The organism is Marinobacter alkalisoli (assembly GCF_045449795.1).
GTDB lineage: Bacteria > Pseudomonadota > Gammaproteobacteria > Pseudomonadales > Oleiphilaceae > Marinobacter.
The window spans coordinates 86,219-112,762 of sequence record NZ_JBJJLB010000004.1 but is presented as its reverse complement, the minus strand read 5'-3'; the positions used below and the strand labels follow the sequence as shown (position 1 = coordinate 112,762).

Below are 26,544 nucleotides of genomic sequence, written 5' to 3'. Positions count from 1 at the left end.
TCATAGATAAGCGATGTCATCCATGATCGACGACCAGGATCCGGAGAGCACACCGGTCCGGCTGGCCTCCAGACTGGCCAGCCTGGTGTGGTGGTCGCTGCTGGTCGCATTGGTCCTGCTGGCGCTGTTTGCCGGAATCGGACGGCAACTGACCCAGAACATCGACAGCTTCCGGAATGACATTGAAGCACGCCTGTCGCAGGAGCTCGGGCACGAGATCTCGATAGGGTCCCTGAGATCCGGCTGGACCTGGCTGGATCCTTCCCTTGAGGCTCGCGACCTTGTCGTCAGAAGCGAGGACGGCAGCGAGATCGCGGCGTCCCTGCAGCACCTTCGTATCCGCCTGGACACCCTCTCCTCCCTGTTCCGTTTCCGCATTGTATTTGGCGAGTTCGAAGCCGATGGTCTGGCGCTGACCCTCAATCAGACACCCCGTGGGGCGGTTTCCGTCGAAGGGGCGGATCTGCCGGAACCGGTCACCAACGACCTTAAACTGTGGCTGGACCGGGCCGGAGACTGGCTGTCGGACCCCCGCGTGAAGATTACCCGCGTCAGTCTCGGAGTCCGGGACAATAACGACAAGATCCGCCACCTCGATATTCCGCAGTTGGACCTGGTATACCACCGTGGGCTATTCAAGGCGTCGGGCCGGGCCATGCAGGCGGGAACCACCGAGCAACTGGCCAGCTTCAGCCTGCTGGGACAGCACTTTTTCCGGGGCGATTTCACCGGCCAGCTTTATGTCGATGTGAACTCGGGACGGCTGTTCGACGGTCTGGTTGACGAATATAGCTGGCGGAACATCCGCGTGGAGGGTTTCGACCTGGGCGGCCATGCCTGGCTGACCTTCCGCGAAGGGCGTCTGGAACAGGTGACCGGCACGGTGGAAACACCCTATCTTCAGCTTGGAGTGGATCGTGAGTCCCTGGCGCCACTGGAGGACATTCGTGCCAGGTTTGGCTGGCGTCGCAGCGAGACCGGGCTGACGGAAGATGAACCGGTCGACCTTGAAACCCTGGCCGGTGATGGCGAGCTTCATCTCAATGACCTGGAGTGGACCTGGGATGGCGATCAGGTGTCTCCCTTCAACCTGCGGGTGATCCGGCGCCAAGAAGGGCTGGATATCATCGCTGATGAGGTGCCGCTCAGACCGTTGCGGAGGGTGGTCTCCAGCATTGGTCTGTTGCCCCCGGTCGCGAGTCAGGCGCTGGATAATTACCGCCCGGGGGGCCGGCTTGACGATTTGCGTGTGCAGGTGCCCGGTCAGGACGGCGAAGGGTTTGAGCTCTTCGGGATGCTGGACGACGTCAGTGTCGAAGCCTATCGCGGGGCTCCGGAAGTGCGGGGGCTGAATGGTCGTATCGTGATGGATCACCGTCGCGGCTATGTGGTGGCCGATAGCGAAAACGCGACGCTGGGTTTTCCCCTGTTGTTTCGCGATAACTGGATAATGACCTCGCTCGGTGCGAGGGTGGCGTGGCAGATGGAGGGGCCCATTACCCGGGTCTGGTCCGACGACATCCGCATGGAATATGGCGAGAACACCGAACTGACCGGGGCGTTTGATCTGCGCATGGATCGTGAGGGTGAGGATAACCTCAGCCTGCAGGTGGGCGTCAGGAATGGTGAGGCTGACATGCTGGCCGAGTTTGTGCCGGTGCATGTGGTTGATCCCGGGCTGTATGAGTGGCTGACCACAGCCATTACCGATGCGGATATCACCGAGGGCGTCTATTACGGTCACGGGCTGATCAACCGGGACGCGCCACCGGGGTCCTTCGTGTCATCCATGCGGTATCGCTTCGATAACGCCAGCGTGCGTTACGACGAGCGCTGGCCGGCCGTGGAAAACGGCCGGGGCGAAGTGTTCATTCACAACGGACAGACCCGGGTTGAGCTGGAGCAGGGCACCACCGGACAACTGCAACTCGAGCGGGGGCAGGTGCGGGTGGAGCCGGTGGACAATCGCCTGCGGCTCTTCGTGGACGCATCTGCGGCGGTTCCAGGGGCGGCGGTGTCGTACTGGATGGAGAACAGCCCGCTGGGCGAAATGGCGGGGGCTGCCGGGCGGAGCATATCGGTTGGTGGTGACTATCAACTGGATCTGGGGCTGCAGATGCCCCTGGATGGTAGTGGCGAGCCGGACGTGGAAGCCAGGGTGGCGACACAGAACGGACAGGTCGCCTACCCGGAAGCGGATTTGGTCTGGGAGCAGTTGTCGGGGGAGCTTGGGTTCAGTAATACCTCCGGATTTTCTGGTGAGCCGCTGAAAGCGGTGTTCCTGGGTGATCCGGTTACTGTCACGTTGTCTCGGAATGACGGCAGCGGCGCCATGACCATCCAGCAGCGGGGGCGGATCAGCCTGCCGCAGGCGTTTACCCGTGCGGGCCTTGGGAGCGATGTGGGCCTGGGTCTGGAGGGCGAAACGGATTACACCGCCACCCTGAATGTGTCGCCGGAAACCGCCTCGACGGTGACCATCCGTTCCAACCTGGAAGGCGTGTCCGTTGACTGGCCCGAACCGCTGGCCAAGACCACGGATGAGGGGGCCCCCCTGAGCGTGACCATTGATCCGGCCCGTGAAGGTGGCCTTGGCATTGCCGTGACCTGGGAGAACCGGCTGTCATTTGATCTTCTACGGAAATCCGGTGGTTTTGATCTGGATATCGAGCGGCTGTGGCTGGGGCGCCAGCTACTGACGAACATTGACGTCGCGGCCAGTGACCTGGGGGATCAGTGGGTCGTCAACACCCGCTCGGACCGGGCAGTCGGGCGAGTGGTGCTGCCGGATGGCGATGATCCCATTACTGCTGATTTCGAGAGTCTTCATCTGACTCGTGAAGGCGGAACAGAGCCGGATCAGAGCGAATTGTTGACGGTTGATGAGCAGCTGGAAGCATTTCGTGCGCTGGAAATAGGGGAGTGGCCGGATATCAACGTGAGTATCGCCCGACTCAGGCTGAACGACGATGAGCTGGGCCGCTGGGCCTTTCGCCTCAGACCGGAACCCCTTCGCCTGAAGGTGGAGGCGATTGAGGGCCAGCTCAACTCGCTGAAACTGGCCGGTGACATGACCTGGAGTATTGCCGGCGACAGGGAGATGACTCGCTTTGCGGGCAATATCGAGGGCGGCACCCTGGGAGACCTGGGCAACCTGTTTGATGCCGATATACCGCTGCGTAACGAAGAAACCGCTATCCAGCTGGACCTTGACTGGCCGGGCCGCCCCAATGAATTCGGGTTCGAGGCCCTGAGCGGGTCGGTCAGCCTGCGACTGGATGACGGTGTTATTCTGGAACGCAATAATACCGCCCAGGTGTTCCGCGTGTTCAACCTGCTGAACGCCGATACCCTCTGGCGTCGCCTGAAGCTGGACTTCTCCGATCTGTACGAGGCGGGCGTTGCCTTCGACGCCATTTCCGGCAAAGCCGTGATTACCGATGGGTTGCTTAGCTGGGATCCGGAGTTACAGGTGGTGGGGCCATCCGGCGCCTTCAAGCTGTCCGGTACAACCGACATGGAGGAAGAAACCCTGGACATGCGGTTGGTGGTGGTCTTGCCGTTGACCCAGAATCTGCCGCTGGCTGCACTGCTGATGGGAGCCGGGGCGCCCATTGGCGGGGCCCTGTTCGTACTGGACAAGATTCTTGGAGACCCATTGAGCAAACTGACCAGTGCGTCCTATAGTGTAACCGGAAGCTGGGATGAGCCGGAGGTAGACCTGCGGCGGGTATTCGACACCGGCGAGTGATTCCCGTAACCCGGCACGATAACGGAGCCTGACCATGACCAATATTTCTGCACCCACCGTCGCCGCCATCCAGATGGTGAGTACCCACGATATTGATGCCAACCTGCGCGAAGCCGGCCGGTTACTGACTGAAGCGGCGCGGGCAGGAGCCCGTGTGGCTGTGTTGCCGGAAAACTTTGCGGTGCTGGCCACCTCCCAGATGGTCACTTGTGGCCAGCAGGAGGCATCAGACGCGCCGGTCATCCGCCAATTCCTTGCTGACCAGGCGCGCCGGTTGGGGATCTGGATTGTGGGGGGCTCATTACCCATGGGCACTCGCCCGGACGGATCAGCGATCGACGGTCGGGTCCGCGCCACCGCCCTGGTTTACGATGATCAGGGCAAAGAGGTTGGCCGGTATGACAAGATTCACCTGTTCGACGCCATGGTGGAAGACGCCCACGGCCAATACCGGGAATCCGATACGTTCGAACCCGGCGATGCCGTGGTGACTATTGAAACGCCTTTTGGCCGGTTGGGGATGGCGATCTGCTATGACCTGCGATTCCCCGAACTCTTTCGCGCACTGCGGGACAAAGAGGCGGACTGGATCTGCCTGCCCAGTGCGTTCACCTGGCAGACCGGGGACGCCCACTGGCACGCGCTGATCCGCGCCAGGGCTATCGAGAACCAGGTTTGGGTGGTGGCTGCCGGGCAGGGCGGTCAGAATAGCGAGCGCCGCCGTACCTACGGCCACAGCCTGATTTGCGACCCCTGGGGCAAGGTGGTGTCGGAGATTACAGAAGAAGGCCCCGGAGTGGTGACCGCAGCCCTGGACGCCGACCACCTGGCCAACGTCCGCACCCGCATGCCAGTCTGGGAACATCGGCGATTATAAAAAACTACTCCACGTCGTCAATCGCTTCCCGCAAATACCGGAACAGCTTTCTCGCCTGTCCGGTATTCTTCTGCTTTTCCGCGTCCTTGCGGGCATTACGCGCGAGGTTGCGCAGGTGCTGGATATCGGCGCCGGGGCAATAGTTCACGAATTCGCCCACCGCTGAATCGCCCTCGCTGATCATGCGGTCACGCCAGCGTTCCGCCAGGTGGTGGCGGCGGGTGTGTTCCTCGCTGCCGGCGTCGAATGCATCAATCGCCCGCTTCAGGGCATCCGGATCGTCTTCCTGGCGGATCACCTTGCCGATGAACTGCAGGTGCCGGCGCTTGGCCTCATTCTGGCGAATGCGGCGGGATTCCTCGATCGCAGCCCTCAGGGTGTCGCTGATGGTCAGGGTTTCGAGCTGGTCATTGCTCAGCTCCAGCATGCGTTTGCCGAGATCCTGAAGGGCGTGCATTTCCCGCTTCAGCTGGGATTTGCTGGGGCCAGAGTATTCCGGCGCGTCGTTGTCTTGGTGATCGTTCATAATGTTGCCTGTTCGTCGGATTACGCTTCGCTCATCCGACAGGGATTTATGCATAGAATATGGTAGCCAGCCCAAGAAAGGCCATGAAACCCACCACATCCGTAACCGTAGTCAGAATCACGCTGCCGGCCAGCGCCGGGTCAATATTACGGGATTTGAGAAACAGCGGCAGGACCGTACCCACCAGGGCGGCGGCTACCAGATTGATAATCAACGCCGCGGCAATGATACCCCCAATCAACACATCCTTGAACCAGAGCGTTGCGGCCGTGGCAACCACCACGGCCCAGAGCACGCCGTTGAGCATGCCCACCACAAACTCCCGGTTCAGCAGCCAGCGGACGTTAACGCCGCTGATCTGGCCCACGGCCATGCCGCGGATCACCAGGGTCAGGGTCTGGCTGCCGGCAATGCCGCCCATGCTGGCGACAATGGGCATCAACACCGCCAGTGCAACCACCTTGGCGATGGTGTCCTCAAAAATGCCGATAACGCCGGACGCAATGAACGCGGTAATCAGGTTGATGCCCAGCCAGATGGCCCGGCGCCGGGTCGTTTTAAGGATTGGCGCGAACGTATCCTCGTCCTCATCCAGACCGGCCATGCTCATCAGCGAATGGTCTGCGTCCTCGCGGATAACGTCTACCACGTCATCGATGGTGATACGGCCCAGCAGGCGACCATCCTCATTCACTACCGGCGCGGAAATCAGGTCGTAGCGCTCAAACAGGGTGGCAACCTTGGTGTCCGACAACAGCACCGGAATGGGTTCAATGTCAGTGTCCATCACTTCCCGCACCGTCGCCGCCGGATTGGAGACCAGCATCTTGGTGATCGGGAGCATACCAATGAACTCATCCCGCCGGCTCACCACGATCAGGCTGTCGGTCATTGGCGGCAGGTTGCGGTGCCTGCGCAGGTAGCGTAATACCACATCGATGCTGATGTCCGGGCGCACCGTGATGGTGTCCGTGTTCATCAGGCCGCCGGCGGTGTCCTCCGGGTAGGACAGAACTTCCTCTACCCGCTGCCGGTCCTGCTCGTCCATGGTATCCAGGACTTCCTGGATGACGGTATCCGGCAGCTGTTGCAGCAAGTCGGCCAGGTCATCCGACTCGAAATCTTCCAGGATGTCCGCCAGTTCCTGGGCATTAAGCTGGCTGAGGAAGTAGCCCCGGATGTCATCGCTGAGGTACTGGAGAACCTCCCCTTCAAGCTGCTTATCGACCAGGTTCCACAGCAGAGCCCGCTGGCGGGGCGGTGACGATTCCAGCAGGTGAGCAATATCACTGGGGCTCAGGCCGCCATTCAGGATGCGTGCAACCTGTTTCAGCGCACCACTGTCCAACGCTTCGCTGAGGGAGCGAAGGCGCTGGCGGGCCTGGCTTTTTTCCAGAATATCGGTCATGAATCACCCACAGTCAGAAAACCCCCGTATTATAGCGGAGTTAGGCGGTACAGGTGAGAAAGAGTTGTAGGTGAATGTCGAAGAAAACCGCCCGGCGAGCGAGACGGGGCCTTACTCGCCTTCGCCAAAATAGTCATTGATTAGCTCGGCCAGGGCTTCAATGGCCTGTTGTTCGTCCTCGCCGTCTGCAATCAGCTCTACTTCCGTTCCCTTGCTGGCCGCCAACATCATGACCTGCATGATATTCTTGGCATCAACCTCACGGCCCTTGCCGCAGATTCTCACGGTACTTTGGTAAGCGGACGCCGTTGCAACCAGCTTGGCGGTTGCCCGTGCGTGCAACCCCAGCTTGTTGATAATGGTGATGTTTCGGCGAATCATAAGCAGGTTACGCTGGGTCCCGGGGTTGCAGGTGCGGCAGTTCCGTGTGGCGCACCTGAACGTTGCTGTACTTCTGGCGGAAATGCTGGCCAAGTTGTTCGCAGACGTAGACGGAGCGATGCTGGCCGCCGGTGCAGCCGATGGAGATGGTCATATAGCTTCGGTTGCTGTCAGCGAAGGTAGGAAGCCAGCTTTCCAGGAACGTGGTCAGGTCCTCGACCATCTTGCGGGTCAGTGGTTCCTTTTCCAGGAAATCGATGACCGGTTGCTCAGTGCCGACAAACTGTCGCAGGCTTGTGTCCCAGTAAGGGTTGGGCAGGCAGCGCACGTCGAAGACGTAGTCAGAGTCCAGTGGCACGCCGTGCTTGAACCCGAACGACTGGAACAGCAGCGCCAGTTCCTGCTCCTTGCGACCGACGATCCGTTGTTTGACCATGTCACGTAACTCATACATGGACATGCCGGTGGTGTTGACGTAAAGGTCGGCCAGTTTGGACAGCGGTTCCAGCAGTTTTTTCTCGTTGCTGATGGCCTCACGGAGCGAGGTCTTGTCGTCGCTCAGCGGGTGCTTGCGCCGGGTGGCATGGAAACGCTGAAGCAGGGATTGTTCGTCCGCGTCCAGGTAAATGATCTCGACGGTCACGCCGGTATTCTGGAGTTGGCGGTAAATGGCTTCGAAATTGGTCAGTTCACCCGCCAGGTTGCGGGCATCAATGCTGACCGCCATCTTCTTCAGGCGACCGGGAGTGTCGCTGTGGCTGGCGGCTTCCTTGGTCAGGGGGAAGAGCAGGCCAATGGGCAGGTTATCAATACAGTAAAAACCAAGGTCTTCCAGTACATGCAGCGCCGTACTTTTCCCTGAGCCCGACCTGCCACTGACAATAATCAGTTTCATCGCCTGTTTGCCTCCGGTCAGTAAAATATCAGCCGTTACTGTCCAGCATGCGGCTGTAAAGAGACTGGGCATCGGTACACTGCCGCAGTTGATCGCAAAATCCGCGATCGTTGAACTTCTCCGCCAGCTGGCTGAGCAGTTCCAGGTGTTCGCTGGTGGCTTCCTTGGGAACAATCAGGGCAAACACCAGGTCCACCGGCTGATTGTCAATGGCGTCAAAGCCCACGCCTTCTTCCAGCGTAAACAGCACGCCTACCACTCGGTCCAGGCCGTCCAGGCGGCAATGAGGGATAGCGATCCCCTGGCCGATGCCGGTACTTCCCAACCGCTCCCGTGAGATCAGGTTGTTGAAGATCTGGGTCTCACTGAGGGAGGCGTCCTGCTGATTTACCTCCTCGGCAATGAATTCCAGAACGCGTTTCTTGCTGGACGCAGCTACCCGGCAAAGGGTCAGCTCCGGTGCAAGTATGTTTTCGATAGTCAGGGATGTGTCGCTCATGGATCGACTGCAATTCCGTAAAAAAAAGGCTGCGGCATGTTAACCCATGCCGCAGCTCGATTGTTTTGAATGCCTGGAAAACAGCGCCTTAACGGGCGCCGTTACCATGCATACGATCGACGTTCTTTTCCTTGTGCTTGAGAATCTGACGGTCCAGCTTGTCAATCAGCGAATCAATCGCTGCGTACATGTCATCGTTTTCCGCCTTTGCGTGAATCTCACCGCCAATCACATGGAGTGTCGCCTCCGCCATCTGCCGTACCTTCTCCACCTCAAGCGTTACCTGGCAGTTGCTGATGTGGTCAAAATGGCGCTCGAGCTTTTCAAACTTGCCTGATACGTAATCTTTCAGTGCGGGGGTCAATTCTACATGGTGGCCTGAAATATTGAGTTGCATAGGCGTCTCCTGTCGTCATCTTGCCGGCCCCTGTTAAGGGCTGACGGTGTGCCAGCGCTGTTCACGCCGGCGGATCCTGTCGGGTCAAACCAGCCGTTTTCGTTCGTTGGATGGCGGAATGTGCATAGCCTCCCGATATTTGGCTACGGTCCGCCTGGCTACCTTGATGCCCTGTTCTCCTAGCATGGCTGCAATTTTGCTATCGCTCAATGGCTTTTTCGGAGTTTCTGACGCAATCAGTTTCTTGATCATGGCACGGATCGCGGTTGAGGAACACTCTCCGCCTTCATCGGTGCTGACATGGCTGGAGAAAAAGTACTTTAGTTCGAAGATGCCACGGGGGGTGTGCATGTATTTCTGTGTGGTCACCCGGGAAATGGTGGACTCATGCATTTCCACGGCCTGGGCTATGTCCGAGAGGATCAGCGGCTTCATGGCTTCCTCGCCATGATCCAGGAATCCCTGCTGGTGCTCGACAATGCGGGTTGCCACCTTGAGCAGGGTTTCGTTCCGGCTCTGCAGGCTCTTGATGAACCATTTGGCTTCCTGCAACTGATCTCTCAGGTAGGTGTTGTCGGCACTGCTGTCCGCGCGCTTGATCAGGGAAGCGTAGCTGGCATTGACCCGGATCCGCGGCGCAATGTCCGGGTTGAGTTCAACACGCCAGCGCCCGTTATGCTTGCGAACCATCACGTCGGGAATGACATAGTCCGGCTCCGCCCGGTCCACCGAATCGCCCGGGCGCGGGTTGAGGCTGGTGATCAGCGCCAGCACTTCCCGCAGCTGGTCTTCCTTCAGGCGGCTGCGGCGCAGCAGTTGCGCGTAATCCCGGTTGCCCAGAAGGTTGATGTAATGGGTGATAACCAGTCGCGCCTGGGCCAGCCAGGGGGTGTCCGGGGGCAGTTGGTTCAGCTGGATCAGCAGGCACCCCTGCAGGTCACAGGCAAAGACGCCGGGAGGATCAAAGTGTTGCAGGCGGTGCAGCACAGCTTCCACTTCATCCAGTTCCAGCGGGTCGTCTTCCGTGTCGTCAAGCAGTCCGGAATGGATTTCCTCAATGGAGGTGGTCAGGTATCCGCGTTCGTCTACCGCGTCCATCAGGGCGTGGGCGATGGCCTGGTCCCGTTCGCTGAGGGGGGTCAGGTTCAGCTGCCACTCGAGATGGTCCTGAAGGGTTTCCGTCGGGGAGTTGCGGGTTTCGAAGTCGCTGTCGTTTTCGTCGTCGTTGCGGGCCGCCGGTGCTGGCGCGGACTGGTAGATGTCATCCCAGGCGGTGTCTACCGGCAGGTCATCGGGGATGTTGTCGGGAATGTCGTTCTCCGACGACCAGTCGGGGCCGTTCTCGGATTCATCCCAATCGGTGGCGGATTCCGCCGCTGAAGCGGTTTCCTCGGCCTTGGCCGACTCCTCGTTGTCCTGCCCGGATTCGTTGGCGTCGGGCGCGTCGTCATCTTCCGACGTTTCCAGCATGGGGTTCGAGTCCAGCGCCTGCTGGATTTCCTGCTGCAGGTCCAGTGTGGAGAGTTGCAGAAGCTTGATCGCCTGCTGCAACTGGGGCGTCATGGTCAGGCTCTGACCCAGTTTTAACTGTAATGACGCTTTCATAACCATGGTTCAGGATCCGTGACTCAATAGCACCGTCTTAACGGGTGATTGCAAAAAAATTCGTTGTATGCTGGCTACTTGCCAGACCAAGCAAGTTCTTTGCCGAGTGTACTTGCTTGTCACCAACATGACAATTGGGTCATGAAGACGGCGGTGCCGGAATATGCGTTACGTCAAAGTCGGAATTCATTGCCAAGGTAAACCTCTTTCACCTGCTGGTTGGCCAGGATTTCCTCGGAATTGCCGGAGGCAATGATGTGGCCGCCCGACACAATGTAGGCGTTCTCACAGATATCCAGGGTTTCACGCACGTTGTGATCGGTAATCAGAACGCCGATGCCCTTGTCCCGCAGGTGGCGGATTATCTGCTTGATATCGCTGACTGAAATCGGATCAACACCGGCAAACGGTTCGTCCAGCAGGATAAACGCCGGCTCCATGGCCAGTGCCCGGGCAATTTCCACCCGCCGCCGCTCACCGCCGGACAGCGCCATACCAACGCTGTCACGGATGTGGGTAATGTGAAACTCCTCCAGCAACTCTTCCACCTTGCTCTCGCGATCGGTCCGCTTGAGTTCCTTGCGGGTTTCCAGGATGGCCATGATGTTGTCCCGCACCGTCAGCTTGCGGAACACCGACGCTTCCTGGGGCAGGTAACCAATGCCTCTGCGCGCCCGGCCATGCATGGGCAGCGGAGTGATGTCCTGGCTGTCGATGGTGATGCGGCCATTATCCGCCGGCACCAGACCCACGATCATGTAGAAGCAGGTGGTCTTGCCGGCCCCGTTGGGACCCAGAAGGCCAACGATTTCGCCGCTGCGGATCTCCAGGGAGACGTCAAGGACCACTTTCTTTTGCTTGTAGCTTTTCGCCAGATTACTGGCCCTGAGAACTGCCATCCGAATCCTGTCTGTTTTGGCTGTTGCGTGGCTGGATAACCATTTCAACACGGCCACTGCCGTTGGTTTCTTCGGCAGCACCTTCGGCGGTAACTACCCGATCGACGCTATCATAATGAATGATGTCGCCACGGAACAGGTTGCCGTTCTGTTCGATTTCCGCTTCGCGTTCGAACGTCAGCCGGCTCTCCGGAGCGGAATAGGTGATATTGAGGGCGCGGGCATCGGTTTCACCCTGACCATCCCGGGCGGGTTGCCGGTAATGGGCGGGCCGGCCGGTTGCCTCGATACGCCGGAGGCCGTTCTCGTCCCGGTACAGGATCACCTTGTCGGCGGTAAGCTCGGTGGCGCCCTGGGTCAGGATGACATCACCGGTGTAGGTGGCAACGCCCTTGCTGTCGTCCAGCCGCGCGTTGTCCGCGTTGACTGTGATCGGGATGTCGGAATCCAGATTGAAAGCAGCAGCGGATCCGGCAACCAGCAAGGCGGCCAGTGCGGCAGTCAATTTACGGATTGGCTTGTTGGCCAGGCTCATAGCGTCCTTCCACCTGTGAGTTGAGTTCGAGTATGCGGTCATCAATCCACGCCTTCATGCCGATGGCCCGGGTTACGCTGAAGGAGTCGGTCAGTTTCACCGGTGCGTCGGTATAGACTGTACGACTACTGTTGTCCAGCGTCAGTCTGGAAGTCGTCAGTATGCCCTGCCGGTTATCGCTGGTATGGCGAATCACTTTGACATTGTCCTCCAGGAGTAGCAGGCCCTCCGCCTGCAGGAAGGTTCCGCTATCCGAGCTCAGGCGCCAGGGCTCATCTTCGCCCTCGCTGTACAATCGTGCCCTGGGGGACGCCATCAGCGCCTTGTTGTCGGATTCAAACTGTTCAATGCGTGGGCTTTCAAACCACACGGTCAGTCTTCCGGTGTCATCAAACGAGCGGTATCGACCGTTGACCACAAAACCATCGGGTTCGGACTGTCCCCTCAGGGCTGCTGCCTCCACCGGTTCCTGAGGCTCGTCACTCTGCCACATCATCATCACCAGAGCCACAACGGTACAGCCCAGCGCCAGGGTTCTCAGCACGGGGCGGTCAGCCAGCAGCAGGGTCGAAAGCAGGTTGCCTCTCATAGTGACGGGATCCTTCAGTCGGCCTGGGTGTAGCTTGCCAGGGTGGAGTCAAGCTTGCCGCGCGCGGTCAGCAGCAGATCGCACACCTCGCGCACCGCGCCACTGCCGCCGGCAACCGATGTGCATACGTCCGCGTGTTCGCGGACCAGCCAATAGCCATTAGGTACTGTGATCCCGAGGCCGGCGAAACGGATGGCCGGCAGATCCGGCAGGTCGTCTCCCATATAGGCGATGCTTTCCGCAGCTACCCCCAGCGTGTCCACCAGCTCTTGCAGCGCCACTTTCTTGTCTTCGCGGCCCTGCATCAGGTGCGGAATGCCAAGATCCTTCATACGCTTCTCGGTCAGCGGCGACGTGCGCCCGGTAATTACGGCAACGGTCATGCCCGCGGCCATGACCTGTTTGAGGCCAAGTCCGTCCAGAATATTGAAGCCCTTCATTTCATCGCCGGTGGCACTGAAAAACAGCTTGCCATCGGTCATGATGCCATCGACATCCAGGGCCAGCAGGTGAATGCCGGCGGCCTTGTCGAGAATGCGTGCGGGCCACTGCGGGCGCAGGGTGTCTGTCATCCGTTGGCTCCTCAGATTACGCCGGCGCGGAGCAGGTCGTGCATGTTGATCGCGCCGACCAGTTGACCGTTCTCATCGGTGACAGGCAGGGCGTTGATCTTCATCTCTTCCATGATATTCAGCGCCTCCGCGGCCAGATGGTCGGCCTGGATGGTCTTGCCGTTGTGGGTCATCACCTGGTGAATGGGGGTGGTGTGAACGTCAAAGGATTTGTCCAGCGTGCGGCGCAAGTCGCCGTCGGTGAACACGCCTGTCATGTTGCCGTCCGCATCCACTACGGTGGTCATGCCCAGGCCCTTGCGGGACATTTCAAGCAGTGCACCGCTCAGGGGGGTGTCGCCGGTTACCCGGGGAATGCGGTCACCGGTGTGCATGATGTCGGAAACCCGCAGCAGCAGGCGGCGTCCCAGGCTGCCACCCGGGTGGGAAAACGCAAAATCTTCGGCGCTGAAGCCTCGGGCTTCCAGCAGTGCGACCGCCAGGGCATCCCCCATCACCAGGGTGGCGGTGGTGCTGGACGTGGGTGCCAGCCCCAGGGGGCAGGCCTCCAGGGTCACGCTGACGTCCAGATTCGCCACCGCTTCCTTTGCCAGGGTGGAGTCCGCGTTGCCCGTCATGCTGATCAAGGGGGCTCCCATGCGGCGCAGCAGCGGCAGAATCGTGACCACCTCGCTGGTATTACCGCTGTTGGAGATGGCGAGCACGACATCCTGGCCGGTAATCATGCCCAGGTCGCCATGGCTGGCCTCACCGGGATGCACGAAAAAAGACGGGGTGCCGGTGCTGGCCAGGGTGGCGGCAATCTTGTTGCCGATATGGCCGGATTTTCCCATGCCGGTAACCACCACGCGCCCCTTGCACGCCATGATGACCTCGCAGGCGCGGATGAAGTGATCATCGATGCGGTCCGAAAGGGCGGCAATGGCGTCCTTCTCGATTTCAATGGCCCGGAGCGCCGAGTCCCGGAAGGTCTGATTGATGTCGGCTGTGGACTTGTTGCTGTCGCTCATGATGTTTTCGGCTCGCACCTTGTCGTCATTGGGGACACTGAATGAATTGGCGAGAGTATATCACTTCACGAGGCTGCAGGGCCTTGTTGAAGGAAACTGATCATTGCGATCAGGACATTTTGTGAAGGACGGATTGAGCTTCCAACCGGGTTCGCATAATGTAGGCCCCAGTTTGATAGGGATGGGTTATGGCTTCGGACGCATACATAACATTGAGGGACGTGGTGTTCACCCGCTCGGGGCGGCGCATTTTCGATGGCGTTACCCTCGACATTCCCCGTGGCAGGATCACCGCCATCATGGGGCCGAGCGGAACCGGCAAGACCACGTTGCTGCGGCTGATCGGCGGCCAGCTCAAACCCGACTCCGGCGCCATTACCGTGGCCGGTGAGAATGTGCCCGGGCTCAAGCGCAAGGCCCTGTACACCCTGCGGGAAAAGATGGGCATGCTGTTCCAGAGCGGCGCCCTGTTCACCGACCTGAGCGTGTTCGAAAACGTCGCCTTTCCCCTGCGGGTACACACCTCGCTGCCGGAAGACATGATCCGGGATATCGTACTGATGAAGCTGGAAGCCGTCGGTCTTCGGGGGGCGAGGAATCTGATGCCGGCAGAGCTGTCCGGAGGCATGACACGCCGGGTGGCGCTCGCCCGCAGTATCGCCCTGGATCCGGAACTGATCATGTATGACGAGCCCTTTGCCGGGCAGGATCCGATCGCCATGGGCGTGCTGGTCAAGCTGATTCGCGATCTCAACAGCTCCATGGGCCTGACCAGCGTGCTGGTCTCCCACGACGTGCCGGAATCCCTCAGCATCTGCCACTACGCCTGTATCATCGCCGACGGCCAGGTGATCGGCGAGGGGACTCCCGATGAGCTCAGGCAGCACCCGTCCGAACAGGTGCAGCAGTTCCTGCAGGGCCAACCGGATGGCCCCGTGCCGTTTCACTATCCGGCTGCGGATGCCGCGACCGACTGGGGAATTTCCGGAGGCTCCAGATGATGGATCGGATTGCCGCGCTTGGCCGCCTGGGGCTTGATACCGTTGCCGCAGTGGGCCGCGCCGGCCGTTTCCTGGGTGGCGCCCTGGCCGGAGTGCCGAGGCCCTCGGTGGGGTTCCCGTTACTGGTGCGTCAGCTATATGCCGTGGGGGTATTGTCCCTGGCGATTGTTGTGGTGTCGGGGCTGTTTATCGGCATGGTGCTGGGGCTGCAGGGTTATACCATCCTCAGTGACTACGGCTCCGAAGCTGCTGTGGGCCAGATGATCGCGCTGACACTGGTGCGTGAGCTGGGTCCGGTCGTGACGGCGCTGCTGTTCGCCGGTCGGGCCGGCTCGGCATTGACCGCTGAAATCGGCCTGATGAAGGCCACAGAGCAGCTGTCCAGTATGGAAATGATGGGGGTGGATCCCCTCAGGCGGGTGATTGCCCCCAGGCTGTGGGCCGGCTTTATCGCGATGCCGATCCTGGCTGTGATCTTTTCAGTGGTGGGTATCTGGGGCGGTATGCTGGTGAGCGTCGAATGGCTAGGCGTTTTCGAGGGTGCGTTCTGGGGTAATATGCAGTCATCGGTCAGCTTTGTGGATGACGTGCTGAACGGCGTGGTGAAAACGGTGGTTTTCGGATTCGTCTGTACCTGGATTGCGGTCTACCAGGGTTACGATTGCGTGCCGACCTCCGCGGGGATCAGTTCGGCCACCACCAAAACCGTTGTGTATTCATCGTTGGCCGTGCTTGGCCTGGATTTTGTGCTTACTGCCGTCATGTTCGGGGATTTCTGACCCGGATTGTTGGTGCGAGTACAGCAGAATTGACCAGAACTTAATCGGGAGCCGGAAATGGCGCAGAGAACCACGGAAATCATCACCGGCCTGTTCATCATAGCGGGGCTCGCCGCGATATTGGTCCTGGCGTTGCAGGTGAGCGGGCTGTCAACCAAAAGCACGGGCGATACGTACACCCTGTACGCCAGCTTCAATGATGTTGGCGGGATTTCGCGCAGGGGTAAGGTCGCCATGGCGGGGGTCACGGTGGGCTCGGTGCGCAGCGTGACCCTGGACAGGGAGACTTTCCAGGCCAGGGTGGAGCTGGCAATAGATGCAGACGTGGACAATATTCCGGCGGACAGTTCCGCAGTAATACGTACATCCGGGTTACTCGGGGATCAGTACATTGATATTTCGATCGGTGGCGACATGGACTCCCTGAAACCCGGCGACAGCTTTTATTCAACCCAGTCAGCCATGAATCTTGAGCGCCTGATCACCAATTTTGCCTCCGGCAAATAGTACGAGTGATGAAGGGGTGGGGATACAAGGATCTGAAACGTTACAGGAGAAAGACATGGTATTGATCAGACGCAGCATGCTCTTTGTTGCTTTCGTAATGGCGGCCCTGGTGCTTCCCGCTCACGCCGGTCAGGAGGAAGACCTGGCAAAGTATGTGGACGAAAACACTCAGCGCCTGGTAGACAAGCTGAACGCAGAAAAGGGGCTGTATGACACAGACCCCGAAGCCTTTTATAGCAGTATGGATCAGGAACTGCGGGAGTTCGTGGACTTTCGCCGCATCGCGGCCCGGGTGATGGGCCGGTACGCACGCCAGACTTCTCCTGAGCAGCGGGATGAGTTCGTTGAGAAATTCAAGCGCAGCCTGTTCGACAGTTACGCCCAGGCGTTGGTGAGTGCAGATGACTTCTCTATCGAAGTCCTGGGCGCCGAAATCAATGCCAATAACAGTGAGCGTGCTTCTGTCCAGATGGAAGTACAGACCTCCGGCGGCAACCGTTATCCGGTGACCTACTCCATGTACATGAACGGCGACGGGCGTTGGATGATGGAAAACATCATCGTTGAGGGTATCAATATCGGGCTGGCTTTCCGTGACCGTTTCGCCCAGGAAATGGAAAAGAATGCGGGGAAAGTCCAGGCTGTGATCAATGGCTGGGACAGTGCAGTGGAAGCTCTCAACCTCGAAGACGAAGTGGATAATTCATGAGTTCAGCCGCCCGGGTAGAACTCCGCGGCGATACCCTGGCGGTGAGCGGGACGATTGACCCGCTCACCGTGCTGGCAACCAGAAAGCAGGGTGAGACGCTGATCCGGTCCGCCACCGGCGATCTGACCGTGAACCTGAGCGCCATGGAAACGGCACACAGCGTGGTGTTGTCCCTGTTGCTTTGCTGGCAGCGGCTCGCCGGGAGCCAGGGGCTTGCCCTGTCGTTCAGTGGCGTCAGTGACCGGTTGAACTCACTGGCAGCCCTGAGCAACCTGGAAGAACAATTGCCGGGTTTTCGATCGGGCGTCGCCTGATACCTGTCTCTGTTGCCCCCTACCGTTGACTCTCTCCATTCTGTCATTCGTTGCTGGCTGACCCGGGCCGCGTAATTGGTTACAATCTCGCCCCTGATTTATAAACACCCGAGGATTTTCTATGGAAGCCGCCGAAGTTACTGAACTGGTAAAGCAGGCCCTGCCGGATTGCGACGTGCAGGTTCAGGTCGATGGCACCCATTATATGGTTGTCGTGGTAGGGGAGGTTTTTGAAGGCCTGCCAACCATCAAGCGGCAGCAAATGATCAACAAGGTGCTTTTCCAGCACATCATGGATGGCACCATACACGCCCTGCATCCGAAAGCATTTACCCCGGCTGAGTGGGCCGCGCGCCAGGGCTGATAGCTGCCCGCCAATAACAGGAAGACTATTGTGGACAAACTTCTGATCAGGGGCCGTAAGCCCCTGAATGGTGAAATCCGGATTTCCGGCGCCAAGAACGCCGCACTGCCCATACTGGCTGCTACCCTGCTGGCGGACGAGCCGGTCACCGTGGGTAACCTGCCGCACCTGAATGACATCACCACCATGATCGAGCTGCTGGGCCGCATGGGCGTGGAATTGCTGATTGATGAAAAAATGAGCGTGGAAGTCCACGCCAACACCATCAAGCATTTCCATGCGCCCTACGAACTGGTCAAGACCATGCGGGCGTCCATCCTGGTGCTGGGTCCGCTGGTGGCACATTTCGGTGAGGCGGAAGTATCGCTGCCGGGCGGTTGTGCCATCGGCAGCCGGCCGGTGAACCTGCACATCCACGGCCTGGAAATGATGGGCGCGGAAGTGAAGGTGGAAAACGGTTACATCAAGGCCAAGACCAATGGTCGCCTGAAGGGCGCCCACATCTTCCTGGACACCGTGACCGTCACCGGTACCGAAAACCTGATGATGGCCGCGGCCCTGGCGGACGGCAAAACCATCCTGGAAAACGCCGCGCGCGAACCGGAAGTGGTGGATCTGGCTGAATGCCTGATCGCCATGGGCGCAGACATCAAGGGCCATGGCACCGCGACCATCGAAATCAACGGCGTGGAGCGCCTGCACGGCTGCCACTACGACGTACTGCCTGACCGCGTGGAAACCGGCACCTATCTGGTGGCCGCAGCCGCGACCGGTGGCCGGGTGAAACTGAAAGACACCCGTGAAGACCTGCTGGAAGCGGTACTGCTCAAACTGGAAGAGGCCGGGGCGCACATTTCCACCGGTAAGGACTGGATCGAGCTGGATATGAAAGGCAACCGCCCGAAAGCGGTGAGCCTGCGCACAGCGCCGTATCCTGCATTTCCGACAGACATGCAGGCCCAGTTCGCGGCAATGAATGCCGTCGCGGAAGGCACCGGCACCATCGTGGAAACGGTGTTTGAAAACCGCTTCATGCACCTGGATGAACTGAGCCGAATGGGCGCGGACATCACCCTCGAGGGCAACGCGGCGATCATCAAGGGCGTTGAGTACCTGACCGGAGCACCGGTGATGGCGACCGACCTGCGCGCCTCTGCCAGCCTGGTTATTGCCGGTCTGATGGCGGATGGCGACACCATTGTGGATCGCATCTACCACATTGACCGTGGCTACGAGTGTATTGAAGAGAAACTGCAGCTGCTGGGCGCCAGTATCCGCCGTCTGCCAGCATGATCGACACGGATCAGAAACCGGAAGGACACATGACCGACTCCATCACCATCGCATTGTCGAAGGGGCGAATCCTCGATGAAACCCTGCCATTGCTTGCGGAAGCAGGCATTGAGCTGGTTGACGACATCAAGAAATCCCGCAAGCTGGTGTTTCCCACCACCGATCCCAATGTGCGGGTGCTGATTATCCGCGCCACCGATGTTCCGACCTATGTGCAGTACGGCGGGGCGGATCTCGGTGTAACGGGTAAAGATGTGCTGATGGAGCACGGCGGGGATGGTCTCTACGAGCCGCTGGATCTGAATATTTCCCGCTGCCGTCTGATGACCGCCGGCCCCAAGGATAAGCCGGCCCCGGCGGGGCGCATTCGTGTCGCTACCAAGTTCGTTAACTTGGCACGCCGTTACTACTCGGCCCAGGGCCGGCAGGCGGATATCATCAAACTGTATGGCGCGATGGAATTGGCTCCGATCCTGAACCTGGCGGACGAAATTGTCGATATCGTCGATACCGGCAACACTCTGAAGGCCAATGGCCTGGAGCCGAGAGATTTGATCGAACCCATCAGCAGCCGGTTGGTGGTCAATCGCGCGTCCATGAAGATGAAACACGAGCGGATTAACCCCATAATCGAGAAGATGTCCCTCGCTGTCGAAAAGCGTAGAGAAAGCTAAGAAAGCGGGGGAGGCCTGCGCTGTCCAGTCCACTATTGTTGGACGGAGGGATCGGGTAAGGCTTTCCAAAACTGTGCGGAGCCATGGATGGCGGAGCCCAAGCGCCACATGGATGTGCTTGAGCGTGTTTTGGAAAGCCTTACCCGATCCCGCCAGCCCGCCAAGCTCTGCTTCTGGACAGTGCTGGCCTCACCCGCTTGAGCACACAATTATCGGGCTCAACCAAGTCAACTCAGGAACCTAAGATGACCGATATCACCATCAAACGACTAAACGCCTCCCAAAGTGACTTTGACAGCGCACTGGCCAAACTGCTGGCCTGGGACGACAGCGTGGATCATCAGGTGAATGAGTCGGTGCGTCATATCCTGCATGAAGTGAAAACCCGCGGTGACCAGGCGGTTCTGGAGTTTACCGAGAAGTTTGATCGTCTGAAGGTCGGCAGCGTTTCCGAGCTGGAAATGGACCAGAGCAGACTGCAAAAGGCGTTGGGTGCCATTCCGGATGACCAGCGTGTGGCCCTGGAAAAGGCTGCCGAGCGGGTTCGCAGTTATCACGAACACCAGAATCAGAATTCCTGGCAGTACGAGGACGAAGACGGCACCGTGCTTGGCCAGAAAGTCACACCATTGGATAGGGCAGGGCTTTACGTTCCCGGTGGCAAGGCCGCCTATCCGTCTTCCGTATTGATGAACGCCATTCCTGCGAAAGTCGCGGGTGTGGGCGAAGTTGTCATGGTTGTTCCTACACCGGACGGTGTGGTGAACGATATGGTGCTGGCTTCCGCGGCCATTGCTGGCGTTGATCGCGTATTCACCGTTGGTGGGGCGCAGGCGGTTGCTGCGTTGGCCTACGGCACTGAAACCATTCCTGCCGTCGATAAGATCGTCGGGCCCGGTAATATCTTTGTTGCCACTGCCAAACGCGAAGTCTTCGGTACTGTCGGCATCGACATGATCGCCGGTCCGTCCGAAATCCTCGTGATCTGTGACGGCAAAACCGACCCTGACTGGATCGCCATGGACCTGTTCTCCCAGGCCGAACACGACGAACAGGCACAGTCCATCCTGATCAGCCCGGATGCAGCATTTCTCGACGCGGTCGAAGCCAGCATCAACAAACTGCTGCCGACCATGGAGCGCGCAGACATCATCCGTACCTCCATGACCGACCGCGCCGCGCTGATCCAGGTCGCCGACCTCAGCGAAGCCGCCAGGGTCTCCAACCGGATCGCTCCGGAACACCTGGAGCTCTCAGTGGAGAACCCCGAAGCCCTGGTGGAAGAAATCCGCCACGCCGGCGCCATCTTCATGGGCCGCTACACCGCCGAAGCCCTCGGCGACTACTGCGCCGGCCCGAACCACGTGCTGCCGACCAGCGGCACGGCACGGTTCTCCTCGCCGCTGGGGGTTTATGACTTCCAGAAGCGCTCGTCCATCATTGGTTTCAGCGCCGAAGGGGCGGATCGAATGGGGCGCGTGGCGTCGGTGTTGGCACGGGGTGAGGGGTTAACGGCCCACGCCCGGTCGGCGGAATATCGGGTTAAAGATTGAGTTGGTTTGTCGGGTTACGCTTCGCTAATCCGACAATATGCTATCACCCAAGTTTGAGAGCGCGGCAGGCAGGTCGTCCCAAAAATTTCGAAGGCCAAGGATGGCCTGAGAGAAGCGCACATGGATGTGCTCGTAGCGGTTTTTGGGACGACCTGCCTGCCGGGCTCCTGCACCAATATGCTCAGGAGCATAATTCCCAAATGAGTAAATTCTGGAGCCCACTGGTCAACGACCTGGTGCCTTATGTACCGGGCGAGCAGCCGAAAATGGCCAACCTGGTGAAACTGAACACCAACGAAAACCCCTTCGGCCCGTCACCCAAAGTCATCGACGCCATCCAGGCCGAACTGAACGACAGCCTGCGCCTGTACCCGGATCCGGAAGGCGAAAGCCTGCGCCAGACCATCGCCGGCTACCACAACGTCAAACCCGAGCAAGTCTTCCTCGGCAACGGCTCCGACGAAGTCCTGGCGCACATCTTCTACGGCCTGTTCCAGCACGGCGAACCGGTCCTGTTTCCGGACGTCACCTACAGCTTCTACCCGGTGTACTGCGGCCTCTACAACATCGAAGGCAAAACCGTTCCCCTGACCGACACCTTTGAAATCAACCCGGCCGACTACAAACAACCCAACGGCGGCGTCATCTTCCCGAACCCGAATGCGCCGACCGGGCGTTACCTCGGTTTGGAGCATGTAGAAGCTATCCTGCAGGCTAACCCTGACCGCGTAGTCGTAGTAGACGAGGCCTACATCGATTTCGGCGGCGAAAGCGCAATTACACTCGTCGATAAATACCCGAACCTGCTGGTCACCCAGACCCTGTCCAAGGCCCGCTCACTGGCCGGCTTGCGTGTCGGCTTTGCAGTAGGGCACCCGGACCTCATCGAAGCTCTCAATCGCGTCAAAAACAGCTTCAACAGCTACCCCCTGGACCGCTTGGCCCTCGCCGGCGCAAAAGCCGCCTACGGAGACGAAGCCTGGTTCCGGAAATGCTGCGATGGCGTTATCTCGGAACGCGAACGAGTCACCAGCGCGCTGGAAGATCTGGGTTTTGAGGTGCTACCGTCAAAAGCCAACTTCATCTTCGTCCGCCACAAAACTCAGGCCGGCGAAGCATTGGCAAAAGGCCTGAGAGAGCAGGGCATCATCGTCCGTCACTTTAACAAGCCCAGAATCAGTGACTTCCTCCGAATCACAATTGGCACCGCTCAGCAGAACGATGCCCTGATTGAAGGCATTAAAGCCCTGTAAAGCACCCATGCTGGATCAAGGCCGACAGGGAGGGGTGTTCCGGGAATGTCGGAGGCCATGGATGGCCGGAGATCAAGCGCACATGGATGTGCTTGTAGCGTTTCCCGGCACACCCCTCCCTGTTGGCCGATAACTCCAAAGTCTACAGACAGACGGAGAGTTCTATGGCAAACCGCAACGAGATTCTCAAAACAATCGAACAATGGCTCCAGCCCGAAAACTTCCAGGACTACTGCCCAAACGGCCTCCAGGTCGAAGGCAAAGACGACGTTAACACCATCGTCACCGGCGTTACCGCCTCAAAAGCCCTCATCGACGCCGCCATCGAAGCCAACGCCGAAATGATCCTCGTCCACCACGGCTACTTCTGGAAAGGTGAAGATCAGCGCATCCAAGGCATGAAACGCCAGCGGATCAAACAACTCCTGGACCACGACATCAGCCTCGTCGCCTACCACCTGCCACTGGACGACCATCCCGAATACGGCAACAACCGACAGTTGGCCGACGTGCTGGGCATCGAAAACCCGCGCCCCCTCGGCGGCCTGGTCTGGGAAGGCGAACTGCCACAAGCCATCAGCCCCGAAGAGTTTGGCCAGCTCATCGCCGAAAAACTCCACCGGGAACCGCTGTGGGTGGGCGAAGGAAAACCGGAAATCAGACGGGTAGGGTGGTGCACCGGCGCGGCGCAAGGCTTCATCAACGCGGCACTGGACGCCGGCCTGGATGCGTATATCAGTGGTGAAATCTCAGAACCGACGACCCACACCGCCCGGGAATGTGGAATTCACTACTACGCAGCCGGACATCATGCAACGGAACGTTATGGGGTTCAGGCTCTGGGTAAGGCGTTGGAGAAAGAATTTGGTGTGGCTCACCAGTTTATCGATTGCGACAACCCGGTTTAAAAGGTAGTGGGGAAGGCACCTCGAAAGTCAGGGTGACTGGTTGAGGGGCCCTTTCCAAAACTGTGCGGAGCCATGGATGGCGGAGCCCAAGCGTCACATGGATGTGCTTGAGCGTGTTTTGGAAAGATAGGCCCAACCAGTCACTTCACCGAAAGATTCAGGCCTTAGAGGTTGAAGGCTTGTCGCCCTTCTTAAGCCCAAAGTCCTCAGCCAGCGTGCCCTTCTCCTCTGGCCCGGCCTTCGGCGCATAATCCCGAGGCGGCTCCACGCCATCCTCGCGAACATCCTCAAGACGAGCACGGGACGTCTCCCGCTCAAGCTCATTCATCCAGTCCTCATCATTACACAGCCGGTTCGCCCCCCGCGCCATGTGCTGATTCACATCGCGATACGAATCATTGAAACGGCGCAGCAGATGGGCCGACTCCATAAAGTGCTCATTCACCTGGGCCTGGTAGCGGGTATATTCGCTACGCAGCTCCTCAATCTGTTGCTCGACACGGCGCTGACGCAGATTCGTAGTCTGCCCCGAGCGACCGACCAGTACGCCAATGACAATGCCAACAACCAATGCGGCAATCGCTGCCAGAATCAGGTTCGTCATAAGATGTGTCGTCCTTTTACGTATTAAGAGCTCAGCCCGTTAATGGAGTATAACGTTCCAGGCCGCCTGCGCCCATCCATACAGCCTGAGCCAATCGTCGTATTGCTTCAGCCAGGAGCGCCCTGGCCGCCGGATCAGAGGCCCTGCGCCAGCACTAACGTGGCGAAAAATCCCAAAATCGGCCACAATACGCCGCCGTAAATGAACGACCACACTTCGGGAACAGGCTTGATGACCGACCACATGACCCCTTGGCAACGCTACCAGCAGGATCTCGAACGCCCGGATTTTCTTCGGGATCCGGCACAGGAAGATGCCGTCCAGCGTTTGCAGTCACTGTACGACAAACTCGTGGAAGCCGAAAGCGAACGCCATAAAGGATTGGCAAAACTGCGAAGAAAACTGAAAAAGGGTAAGGAAGAGCCGGTCAAAGGACTGTATTTCTGGGGCGGGGTGGGTCGTGGCAAGACCTACCTGATGGACACCTTCTACGAATCACTACCGTTTGATCGCAAAATGCGGGTTCACTTCCACCGCTTTATGCAGCGTGTCCACAACGAACTCAAATCCCTGAAAGGGGAGAAAAACCCGCTGGAACTGGTGTCAAAAAAGTTCGCCGATGAAACCCGGGTGATCTGCTTCGACGAATTCTTTGTTTCCGACATCGGTGACGCCATGATCCTGGCTACCCTGATGGACGGCCTGTTCAGCCGCGGCGTGACCCTGGTTTGTACGTCCAACATCGTTCCCGACGGACTCTACAAGGACGGCCTGCAGCGCGCCCGCTTCCTGCCAGCCATTGACCTTGTGAAAAAACACACCGAAGTGGTGAATGTCGACGGCGGCGTGGATTATCGCCTGCGTACGCTCGAACAGGCCGAGCTCTACCACTTCCCGCTGGACGACGAAGCCGACGTCAGTCTCCGCAAGAGTTACGATGCCCTGGCGGTGGAAGCGGCCAAACACAGCAGATCCATGGAAATCAACGGCCGCAAGATCCCCGCCATCGCCCACGCCGATGACGTGGTCTGGTTCGATTTCAAAGACGTGTGCGACGGCCCCCGCAGTCAGAACGACTACATCGAACTGGCGCGTCAGTTCCACGCCATCATCATCAGCAACGTACCGGTGCTGGGTGGTGAAAAGGACGACCAGGCTCGTCGTTTTATTAACATGATTGATGAGTTTTACGACCGTAACGTCAAGGTCATCATCTCCGCCGCTGCCGTCATCACCGAATTGTACGCCGGCGGTCGCCTGGGCTTCGAGTTTGAGCGAACCGAATCCCGGTTGCTGGAGATGCAGTCCAGGGAGTACCTGGAAGCGGCGCATAAACCATAAGTGGTGTCGGATTACGGCTGCGCCTAATCCGACAAACCTACCAAACAACCAACAGAGAGATTCAGTTATGAGCACAGATAACGTAGTGATCGTCAGCGGCGTCCGCACCCCCATGGGCGGTTTCCAGGGCAGCCTGGCTGACGTCAGCGCCCCGGACCTGGGCGCCATCACCATCGCCGAAGCCGTGAAGCGCGCCGGCCTGCAGCCGGCAGACGTACAGGAAGTGGTCATGGGCAACGTACTGCCCGCTGGCCTCAAGCAGGGGCCGGCCCGTCAGGCCATGCGCAAGGCCGGCCTGCCGGACAACACTGGTGCCACCACCATCAACAAGCTGTGCGGTTCCGGTATGAAAGCCGCCATGTTTGCCCACGACATCATCAAGGCTGGCAGCAACGACATTCTGGTTGCCGGCGGCATGGAAAGCATGTCCAACGCCCCTTACGTTCTCCAGGGTGTTCGCAAAGGTTACCGCATGGGGCCAGGCCAGGCGCCGCAGGATCATATGTTCCTGGACGGTCTGGAAGACGCTGAAACCGGCCGGCTGATGGGCGCCTTTGCTCAGGAAATGGCGGACAAGAAAGGCTACACCCGGGAAGAGATGGATGAATACGCCATCACTTCTCTGACGCGGGCCAAGAAAGCCATCGATGAAGGCCTGCTGAAGGACGAAATCGTTCCGGTTACCGTCAAGACCCGTAAAGGCGACGTGGTTGTAAAAGACGATGAGCAGCCCCATAACGCCAATATCGAGAAGATCCCGAGTCTGCGCCCCGCGTTTGCCAAAGATGGCACCGTCACTGCCGCCAACGCGTCTTCTATTTCCGACGGCGCATCTGCGCTGGTTCTGATGCGTGAGTCCGAAGCCGAGAAGCGCGGCCTTAAGCCGCTGGCCCGCATCGTTGGTCATAGCACTCAGTCTCAACACCCGTCCGAGTTTACCTGTGCGCCGGTGGGGGCGATCGAAACACTGTTCTCCAAAACAGGTTGGAGCAAGGAAGACGTCGATCTGTTCGAGATCAACGAAGCCTTCGCCATGGTCGCAATGATGCCGATCCGCGAGCTGGGTCTGGACCCGGAGAAGGTCAACATCCACGGCGGCGCGTGCGCCCAGGGCCATCCTGTCGGCTCCACCGGCTCCCGTCTGCTGGTCACCCTGATGTACGCCCTGCAGCGTTACGGCAAGAAGAAAGGCGTCGCAGCGCTGTGTATCGGTGGCGGTGAGGCTACGGCCATGGCTATCGAAATGCTATAAAGCTCTGGCCTGGGAGTTTGGGGAGGGGGATGTCCCTTTCCAAAACAC

General features: G+C 59.1%; 28 protein-coding genes. 15 read left to right on the top strand and 13 right to left on the bottom strand.

From position 1 onward, the window contains the following. Positions 1 to 13: 13 nt before the first annotated feature. Positions 14 to 3,751, top strand: a complete 3,738-nt coding sequence (locus ACJO3M_RS01470) for a YhdP family phospholipid transporter (protein ID WP_406999054.1) — start codon at positions 14 to 16, stop codon at positions 3,749 to 3,751. A gap of 34 nt (positions 3,752 to 3,785) precedes the next feature. Beyond that, positions 3,786 to 4,628 carry a carbon-nitrogen hydrolase family protein gene (locus tag ACJO3M_RS01465; RefSeq protein ID WP_406999052.1) on the top strand — a complete coding sequence of 281 codons (843 nt, stop codon included), beginning with the start codon at positions 3,786 to 3,788 and terminating at the stop codon, positions 4,626 to 4,628. A gap of 4 nt (positions 4,629 to 4,632) precedes the next feature. On the opposite strand, the gene yjgA is transcribed toward ACJO3M_RS01465, so the two are convergent. The 12 genes from yjgA to ACJO3M_RS01405 all read right to left on the bottom strand — a co-directional run bounded on the left by yjgA (position 4,633) and on the right by ACJO3M_RS01405 (position 13,944). Then, a complete protein-coding gene (yjgA, locus tag ACJO3M_RS01460; protein WP_406999050.1) occupies positions 4,633 to 5,154 on the bottom strand; it encodes a ribosome biogenesis factor YjgA in 522 nt (173 codons plus the stop codon). A gap of 46 nt (positions 5,155 to 5,200) precedes the next feature. Then, positions 5,201 to 6,562: a magnesium transporter gene (gene mgtE, locus ACJO3M_RS01455; protein ID WP_406999048.1), complete on the bottom strand. Its 1,362-nt coding sequence runs from the start codon at positions 6,560 to 6,562 to the stop codon at positions 5,201 to 5,203. A gap of 111 nt (positions 6,563 to 6,673) precedes the next feature. Further along, entirely contained in the window at positions 6,674 to 6,943 is a 270-nt protein-coding gene (locus tag ACJO3M_RS01450; protein WP_406999046.1) for an HPr family phosphocarrier protein, read from the bottom strand. A 7-nt stretch (positions 6,944 to 6,950) separates the two neighbouring features. Further along, positions 6,951 to 7,838 (bottom strand): RNase adapter RapZ, encoded by an 888-nt coding sequence (gene rapZ, locus ACJO3M_RS01445; RefSeq protein WP_406999044.1) that lies wholly within the window; start codon positions 7,836 to 7,838, stop codon positions 6,951 to 6,953. Between the two features lie 28 nt (positions 7,839 to 7,866). Further along, the gene (gene ptsN / locus ACJO3M_RS01440) at positions 7,867 to 8,337 is read right to left on the bottom strand and encodes a PTS IIA-like nitrogen regulatory protein PtsN (RefSeq protein ID WP_406999042.1); all 471 of its coding nucleotides are present in this window, start codon (positions 8,335 to 8,337) and stop codon (positions 7,867 to 7,869) included. A gap of 88 nt (positions 8,338 to 8,425) precedes the next feature. Then, a complete protein-coding gene (hpf, locus tag ACJO3M_RS01435) occupies positions 8,426 to 8,734 on the bottom strand; it encodes a ribosome hibernation promoting factor (RefSeq protein ID WP_406988422.1) in 309 nt (102 codons plus the stop codon). An 84-nt stretch (positions 8,735 to 8,818) separates the two neighbouring features. After that, complete coding sequence (locus tag ACJO3M_RS01430; protein ID WP_406999040.1) at positions 8,819 to 10,339, bottom strand: RNA polymerase factor sigma-54; 1,521 nt, start codon at positions 10,337 to 10,339, stop codon at positions 8,819 to 8,821. Between the two features lie 173 nt (positions 10,340 to 10,512). Further along, positions 10,513 to 11,238, bottom strand: a complete 726-nt coding sequence (lptB, locus tag ACJO3M_RS01425; RefSeq protein ID WP_406988418.1) for an LPS export ABC transporter ATP-binding protein — start codon at positions 11,236 to 11,238, stop codon at positions 10,513 to 10,515. Then, positions 11,216 to 11,773, bottom strand: a complete 558-nt coding sequence (lptA, locus tag ACJO3M_RS01420; RefSeq protein ID WP_406999038.1) for a lipopolysaccharide transport periplasmic protein LptA — start codon at positions 11,771 to 11,773, stop codon at positions 11,216 to 11,218. The genes lptB and lptA overlap by 23 nt, the downstream gene beginning before the upstream one ends. Continuing rightward, entirely contained in the window at positions 11,745 to 12,362 is a 618-nt protein-coding gene (lptC, locus tag ACJO3M_RS01415; RefSeq protein WP_406999036.1) for an LPS export ABC transporter periplasmic protein LptC, read from the bottom strand. The genes lptA and lptC overlap by 29 nt, the downstream gene beginning before the upstream one ends. Positions 12,363 to 12,376: 14 nt before the next feature. Next, positions 12,377 to 12,934 carry a KdsC family phosphatase gene (locus ACJO3M_RS01410; RefSeq protein ID WP_406999034.1) on the bottom strand — a complete coding sequence of 186 codons (558 nt, stop codon included), beginning with the start codon at positions 12,932 to 12,934 and terminating at the stop codon, positions 12,377 to 12,379. Positions 12,935 to 12,945: 11 nt separating this feature from the next. Continuing rightward, positions 12,946 to 13,944, bottom strand: coding sequence for a KpsF/GutQ family sugar-phosphate isomerase (locus ACJO3M_RS01405; protein WP_406999032.1), 999 nt, complete (start codon positions 13,942 to 13,944; stop codon positions 12,946 to 12,948). 188 nt (positions 13,945 to 14,132) lie between these two features. On the opposite strand from ACJO3M_RS01405, the gene ACJO3M_RS01400 reads away from it, so the two are divergent. From ACJO3M_RS01400 to ACJO3M_RS01350, 11 genes are all read left to right on the top strand, one after another. Continuing rightward, positions 14,133 to 14,945, top strand: coding sequence for an ATP-binding cassette domain-containing protein (locus tag ACJO3M_RS01400; RefSeq protein WP_406999030.1), 813 nt, complete (start codon positions 14,133 to 14,135; stop codon positions 14,943 to 14,945). Continuing rightward, positions 14,942 to 15,724, top strand: a complete 783-nt coding sequence (mlaE, locus tag ACJO3M_RS01395) for a lipid asymmetry maintenance ABC transporter permease subunit MlaE (RefSeq protein WP_406999028.1) — start codon at positions 14,942 to 14,944, stop codon at positions 15,722 to 15,724. The genes ACJO3M_RS01400 and mlaE overlap by 4 nt, the downstream gene beginning before the upstream one ends. Before the next feature lie 57 nt (positions 15,725 to 15,781). Continuing rightward, the gene (gene mlaD, locus ACJO3M_RS01390) at positions 15,782 to 16,231 is read left to right on the top strand and encodes an outer membrane lipid asymmetry maintenance protein MlaD (RefSeq protein ID WP_406999026.1); all 450 of its coding nucleotides are present in this window, start codon (positions 15,782 to 15,784) and stop codon (positions 16,229 to 16,231) included. A 55-nt stretch (positions 16,232 to 16,286) separates the two neighbouring features. Then, on the top strand, positions 16,287 to 16,940 hold the full coding sequence (locus ACJO3M_RS01385; protein WP_406999024.1) for an MlaC/ttg2D family ABC transporter substrate-binding protein: 654 nt from the start codon (positions 16,287 to 16,289) through the stop codon (positions 16,938 to 16,940). Continuing rightward, entirely contained in the window at positions 16,937 to 17,254 is a 318-nt protein-coding gene (locus ACJO3M_RS01380; RefSeq protein ID WP_406999022.1) for an STAS domain-containing protein, read from the top strand. Before ACJO3M_RS01385 ends, ACJO3M_RS01380 begins: the two co-directional genes overlap by 4 nt. A 121-nt stretch (positions 17,255 to 17,375) precedes the next feature. After that, positions 17,376 to 17,618 (top strand): BolA/IbaG family iron-sulfur metabolism protein, encoded by a 243-nt coding sequence (locus ACJO3M_RS01375; RefSeq protein WP_406988403.1) that lies wholly within the window; start codon positions 17,376 to 17,378, stop codon positions 17,616 to 17,618. A 30-nt stretch (positions 17,619 to 17,648) separates the two neighbouring features. Further along, a complete protein-coding gene (murA, locus tag ACJO3M_RS01370) occupies positions 17,649 to 18,911 on the top strand; it encodes a UDP-N-acetylglucosamine 1-carboxyvinyltransferase (protein ID WP_406999020.1) in 1,263 nt (420 codons plus the stop codon). Positions 18,912 to 18,940: 29 nt separating this feature from the next. Beyond that, on the top strand, positions 18,941 to 19,585 hold the full coding sequence (hisG, locus tag ACJO3M_RS01365) for an ATP phosphoribosyltransferase (protein WP_406999018.1): 645 nt from the start codon (positions 18,941 to 18,943) through the stop codon (positions 19,583 to 19,585). Positions 19,586 to 19,830: 245 nt separating this feature from the next. Then, positions 19,831 to 21,138, top strand: a complete 1,308-nt coding sequence (gene hisD, locus ACJO3M_RS01360; protein WP_406999016.1) for a histidinol dehydrogenase — start codon at positions 19,831 to 19,833, stop codon at positions 21,136 to 21,138. Between the two features lie 200 nt (positions 21,139 to 21,338). After that, positions 21,339 to 22,391, top strand: a complete 1,053-nt coding sequence (hisC, locus tag ACJO3M_RS01355) for a histidinol-phosphate transaminase (RefSeq protein ID WP_406999014.1) — start codon at positions 21,339 to 21,341, stop codon at positions 22,389 to 22,391. A 164-nt stretch (positions 22,392 to 22,555) separates the two neighbouring features. Further along, positions 22,556 to 23,299: a Nif3-like dinuclear metal center hexameric protein gene (locus ACJO3M_RS01350; protein WP_406999012.1), complete on the top strand. Its 744-nt coding sequence runs from the start codon at positions 22,556 to 22,558 to the stop codon at positions 23,297 to 23,299. A 157-nt stretch (positions 23,300 to 23,456) separates the two neighbouring features. Here ACJO3M_RS01350 and ACJO3M_RS01345 read toward each other — a convergent pair whose 3' ends face one another. Continuing rightward, positions 23,457 to 23,903: a Z-ring associated ZapG family protein gene (locus ACJO3M_RS01345; RefSeq protein ID WP_406999010.1), complete on the bottom strand. Its 447-nt coding sequence runs from the start codon at positions 23,901 to 23,903 to the stop codon at positions 23,457 to 23,459. Between the two features lie 243 nt (positions 23,904 to 24,146). Here ACJO3M_RS01345 and zapE point away from each other — a divergent pair, with 243 nt between their 5' ends. Continuing rightward, entirely contained in the window at positions 24,147 to 25,244 is a 1,098-nt protein-coding gene (zapE, locus tag ACJO3M_RS01340) for a cell division protein ZapE (RefSeq protein ID WP_406999092.1), read from the top strand. A gap of 67 nt (positions 25,245 to 25,311) precedes the next feature. Next, positions 25,312 to 26,496, top strand: coding sequence for a thiolase family protein (locus tag ACJO3M_RS01335; protein ID WP_406999009.1), 1,185 nt, complete (start codon positions 25,312 to 25,314; stop codon positions 26,494 to 26,496). The last annotated feature ends 48 nt before the right edge of the window (positions 26,497 to 26,544 follow it).

Excerpts from the sequence above, each read along its gene's own strand:
- ACJO3M_RS01470 (WP_406999054.1), top strand. The coding sequence starts at position 14 with ATGTCATCCATGATCGACGACCAGGATCCGGAGAGCACACCGGTCCGG.
- ACJO3M_RS01465 (WP_406999052.1), top strand. The coding sequence starts at position 3,786 with ATGACCAATATTTCTGCACCCACCGTCGCCGCCATCCAGATGGTGAGT.
- yjgA (WP_406999050.1), bottom strand. The coding sequence starts at position 5,154 with ATGAACGATCACCAAGACAACGACGCGCCGGAATACTCTGGCCCCAGC.
- mgtE (WP_406999048.1), bottom strand. The coding sequence starts at position 6,562 with ATGACCGATATTCTGGAAAAAAGCCAGGCCCGCCAGCGCCTTCGCTCC.
- ACJO3M_RS01450 (WP_406999046.1), bottom strand. The coding sequence starts at position 6,943 with ATGATTCGCCGAAACATCACCATTATCAACAAGCTGGGGTTGCACGCA.
- rapZ (WP_406999044.1), bottom strand. The coding sequence starts at position 7,838 with ATGAAACTGATTATTGTCAGTGGCAGGTCGGGCTCAGGGAAAAGTACG.
- ptsN (WP_406999042.1), bottom strand. The coding sequence starts at position 8,337 with ATGAGCGACACATCCCTGACTATCGAAAACATACTTGCACCGGAGCTG.
- hpf (WP_406988422.1), bottom strand. The coding sequence starts at position 8,734 with ATGCAACTCAATATTTCAGGCCACCATGTAGAATTGACCCCCGCACTG.
- ACJO3M_RS01430 (WP_406999040.1), bottom strand. The coding sequence starts at position 10,339 with ATGAAAGCGTCATTACAGTTAAAACTGGGTCAGAGCCTGACCATGACG.
- lptB (WP_406988418.1), bottom strand. The coding sequence starts at position 11,238 with ATGGCAGTTCTCAGGGCCAGTAATCTGGCGAAAAGCTACAAGCAAAAG.
- lptA (WP_406999038.1), bottom strand. The coding sequence starts at position 11,773 with ATGAGCCTGGCCAACAAGCCAATCCGTAAATTGACTGCCGCACTGGCC.
- lptC (WP_406999036.1), bottom strand. The coding sequence starts at position 12,362 with ATGAGAGGCAACCTGCTTTCGACCCTGCTGCTGGCTGACCGCCCCGTG.
- ACJO3M_RS01410 (WP_406999034.1), bottom strand. The coding sequence starts at position 12,934 with ATGACAGACACCCTGCGCCCGCAGTGGCCCGCACGCATTCTCGACAAG.
- ACJO3M_RS01405 (WP_406999032.1), bottom strand. The coding sequence starts at position 13,944 with ATGAGCGACAGCAACAAGTCCACAGCCGACATCAATCAGACCTTCCGG.
- ACJO3M_RS01400 (WP_406999030.1), top strand. The coding sequence starts at position 14,133 with ATGGCTTCGGACGCATACATAACATTGAGGGACGTGGTGTTCACCCGC.
- mlaE (WP_406999028.1), top strand. The coding sequence starts at position 14,942 with ATGATGGATCGGATTGCCGCGCTTGGCCGCCTGGGGCTTGATACCGTT.
- mlaD (WP_406999026.1), top strand. The coding sequence starts at position 15,782 with ATGGCGCAGAGAACCACGGAAATCATCACCGGCCTGTTCATCATAGCG.
- ACJO3M_RS01385 (WP_406999024.1), top strand. The coding sequence starts at position 16,287 with ATGGTATTGATCAGACGCAGCATGCTCTTTGTTGCTTTCGTAATGGCG.
- ACJO3M_RS01380 (WP_406999022.1), top strand. The coding sequence starts at position 16,937 with ATGAGTTCAGCCGCCCGGGTAGAACTCCGCGGCGATACCCTGGCGGTG.
- ACJO3M_RS01375 (WP_406988403.1), top strand. The coding sequence starts at position 17,376 with ATGGAAGCCGCCGAAGTTACTGAACTGGTAAAGCAGGCCCTGCCGGAT.
- hisG (WP_406999018.1), top strand. The coding sequence starts at position 18,941 with ATGACCGACTCCATCACCATCGCATTGTCGAAGGGGCGAATCCTCGAT.
- hisD (WP_406999016.1), top strand. The coding sequence starts at position 19,831 with ATGACCGATATCACCATCAAACGACTAAACGCCTCCCAAAGTGACTTT.
- hisC (WP_406999014.1), top strand. The coding sequence starts at position 21,339 with ATGAGTAAATTCTGGAGCCCACTGGTCAACGACCTGGTGCCTTATGTA.
- ACJO3M_RS01350 (WP_406999012.1), top strand. The coding sequence starts at position 22,556 with ATGGCAAACCGCAACGAGATTCTCAAAACAATCGAACAATGGCTCCAG.
- ACJO3M_RS01345 (WP_406999010.1), bottom strand. The coding sequence starts at position 23,903 with ATGACGAACCTGATTCTGGCAGCGATTGCCGCATTGGTTGTTGGCATT.
- zapE (WP_406999092.1), top strand. The coding sequence starts at position 24,147 with ATGACCCCTTGGCAACGCTACCAGCAGGATCTCGAACGCCCGGATTTT.
- ACJO3M_RS01335 (WP_406999009.1), top strand. The coding sequence starts at position 25,312 with ATGAGCACAGATAACGTAGTGATCGTCAGCGGCGTCCGCACCCCCATG.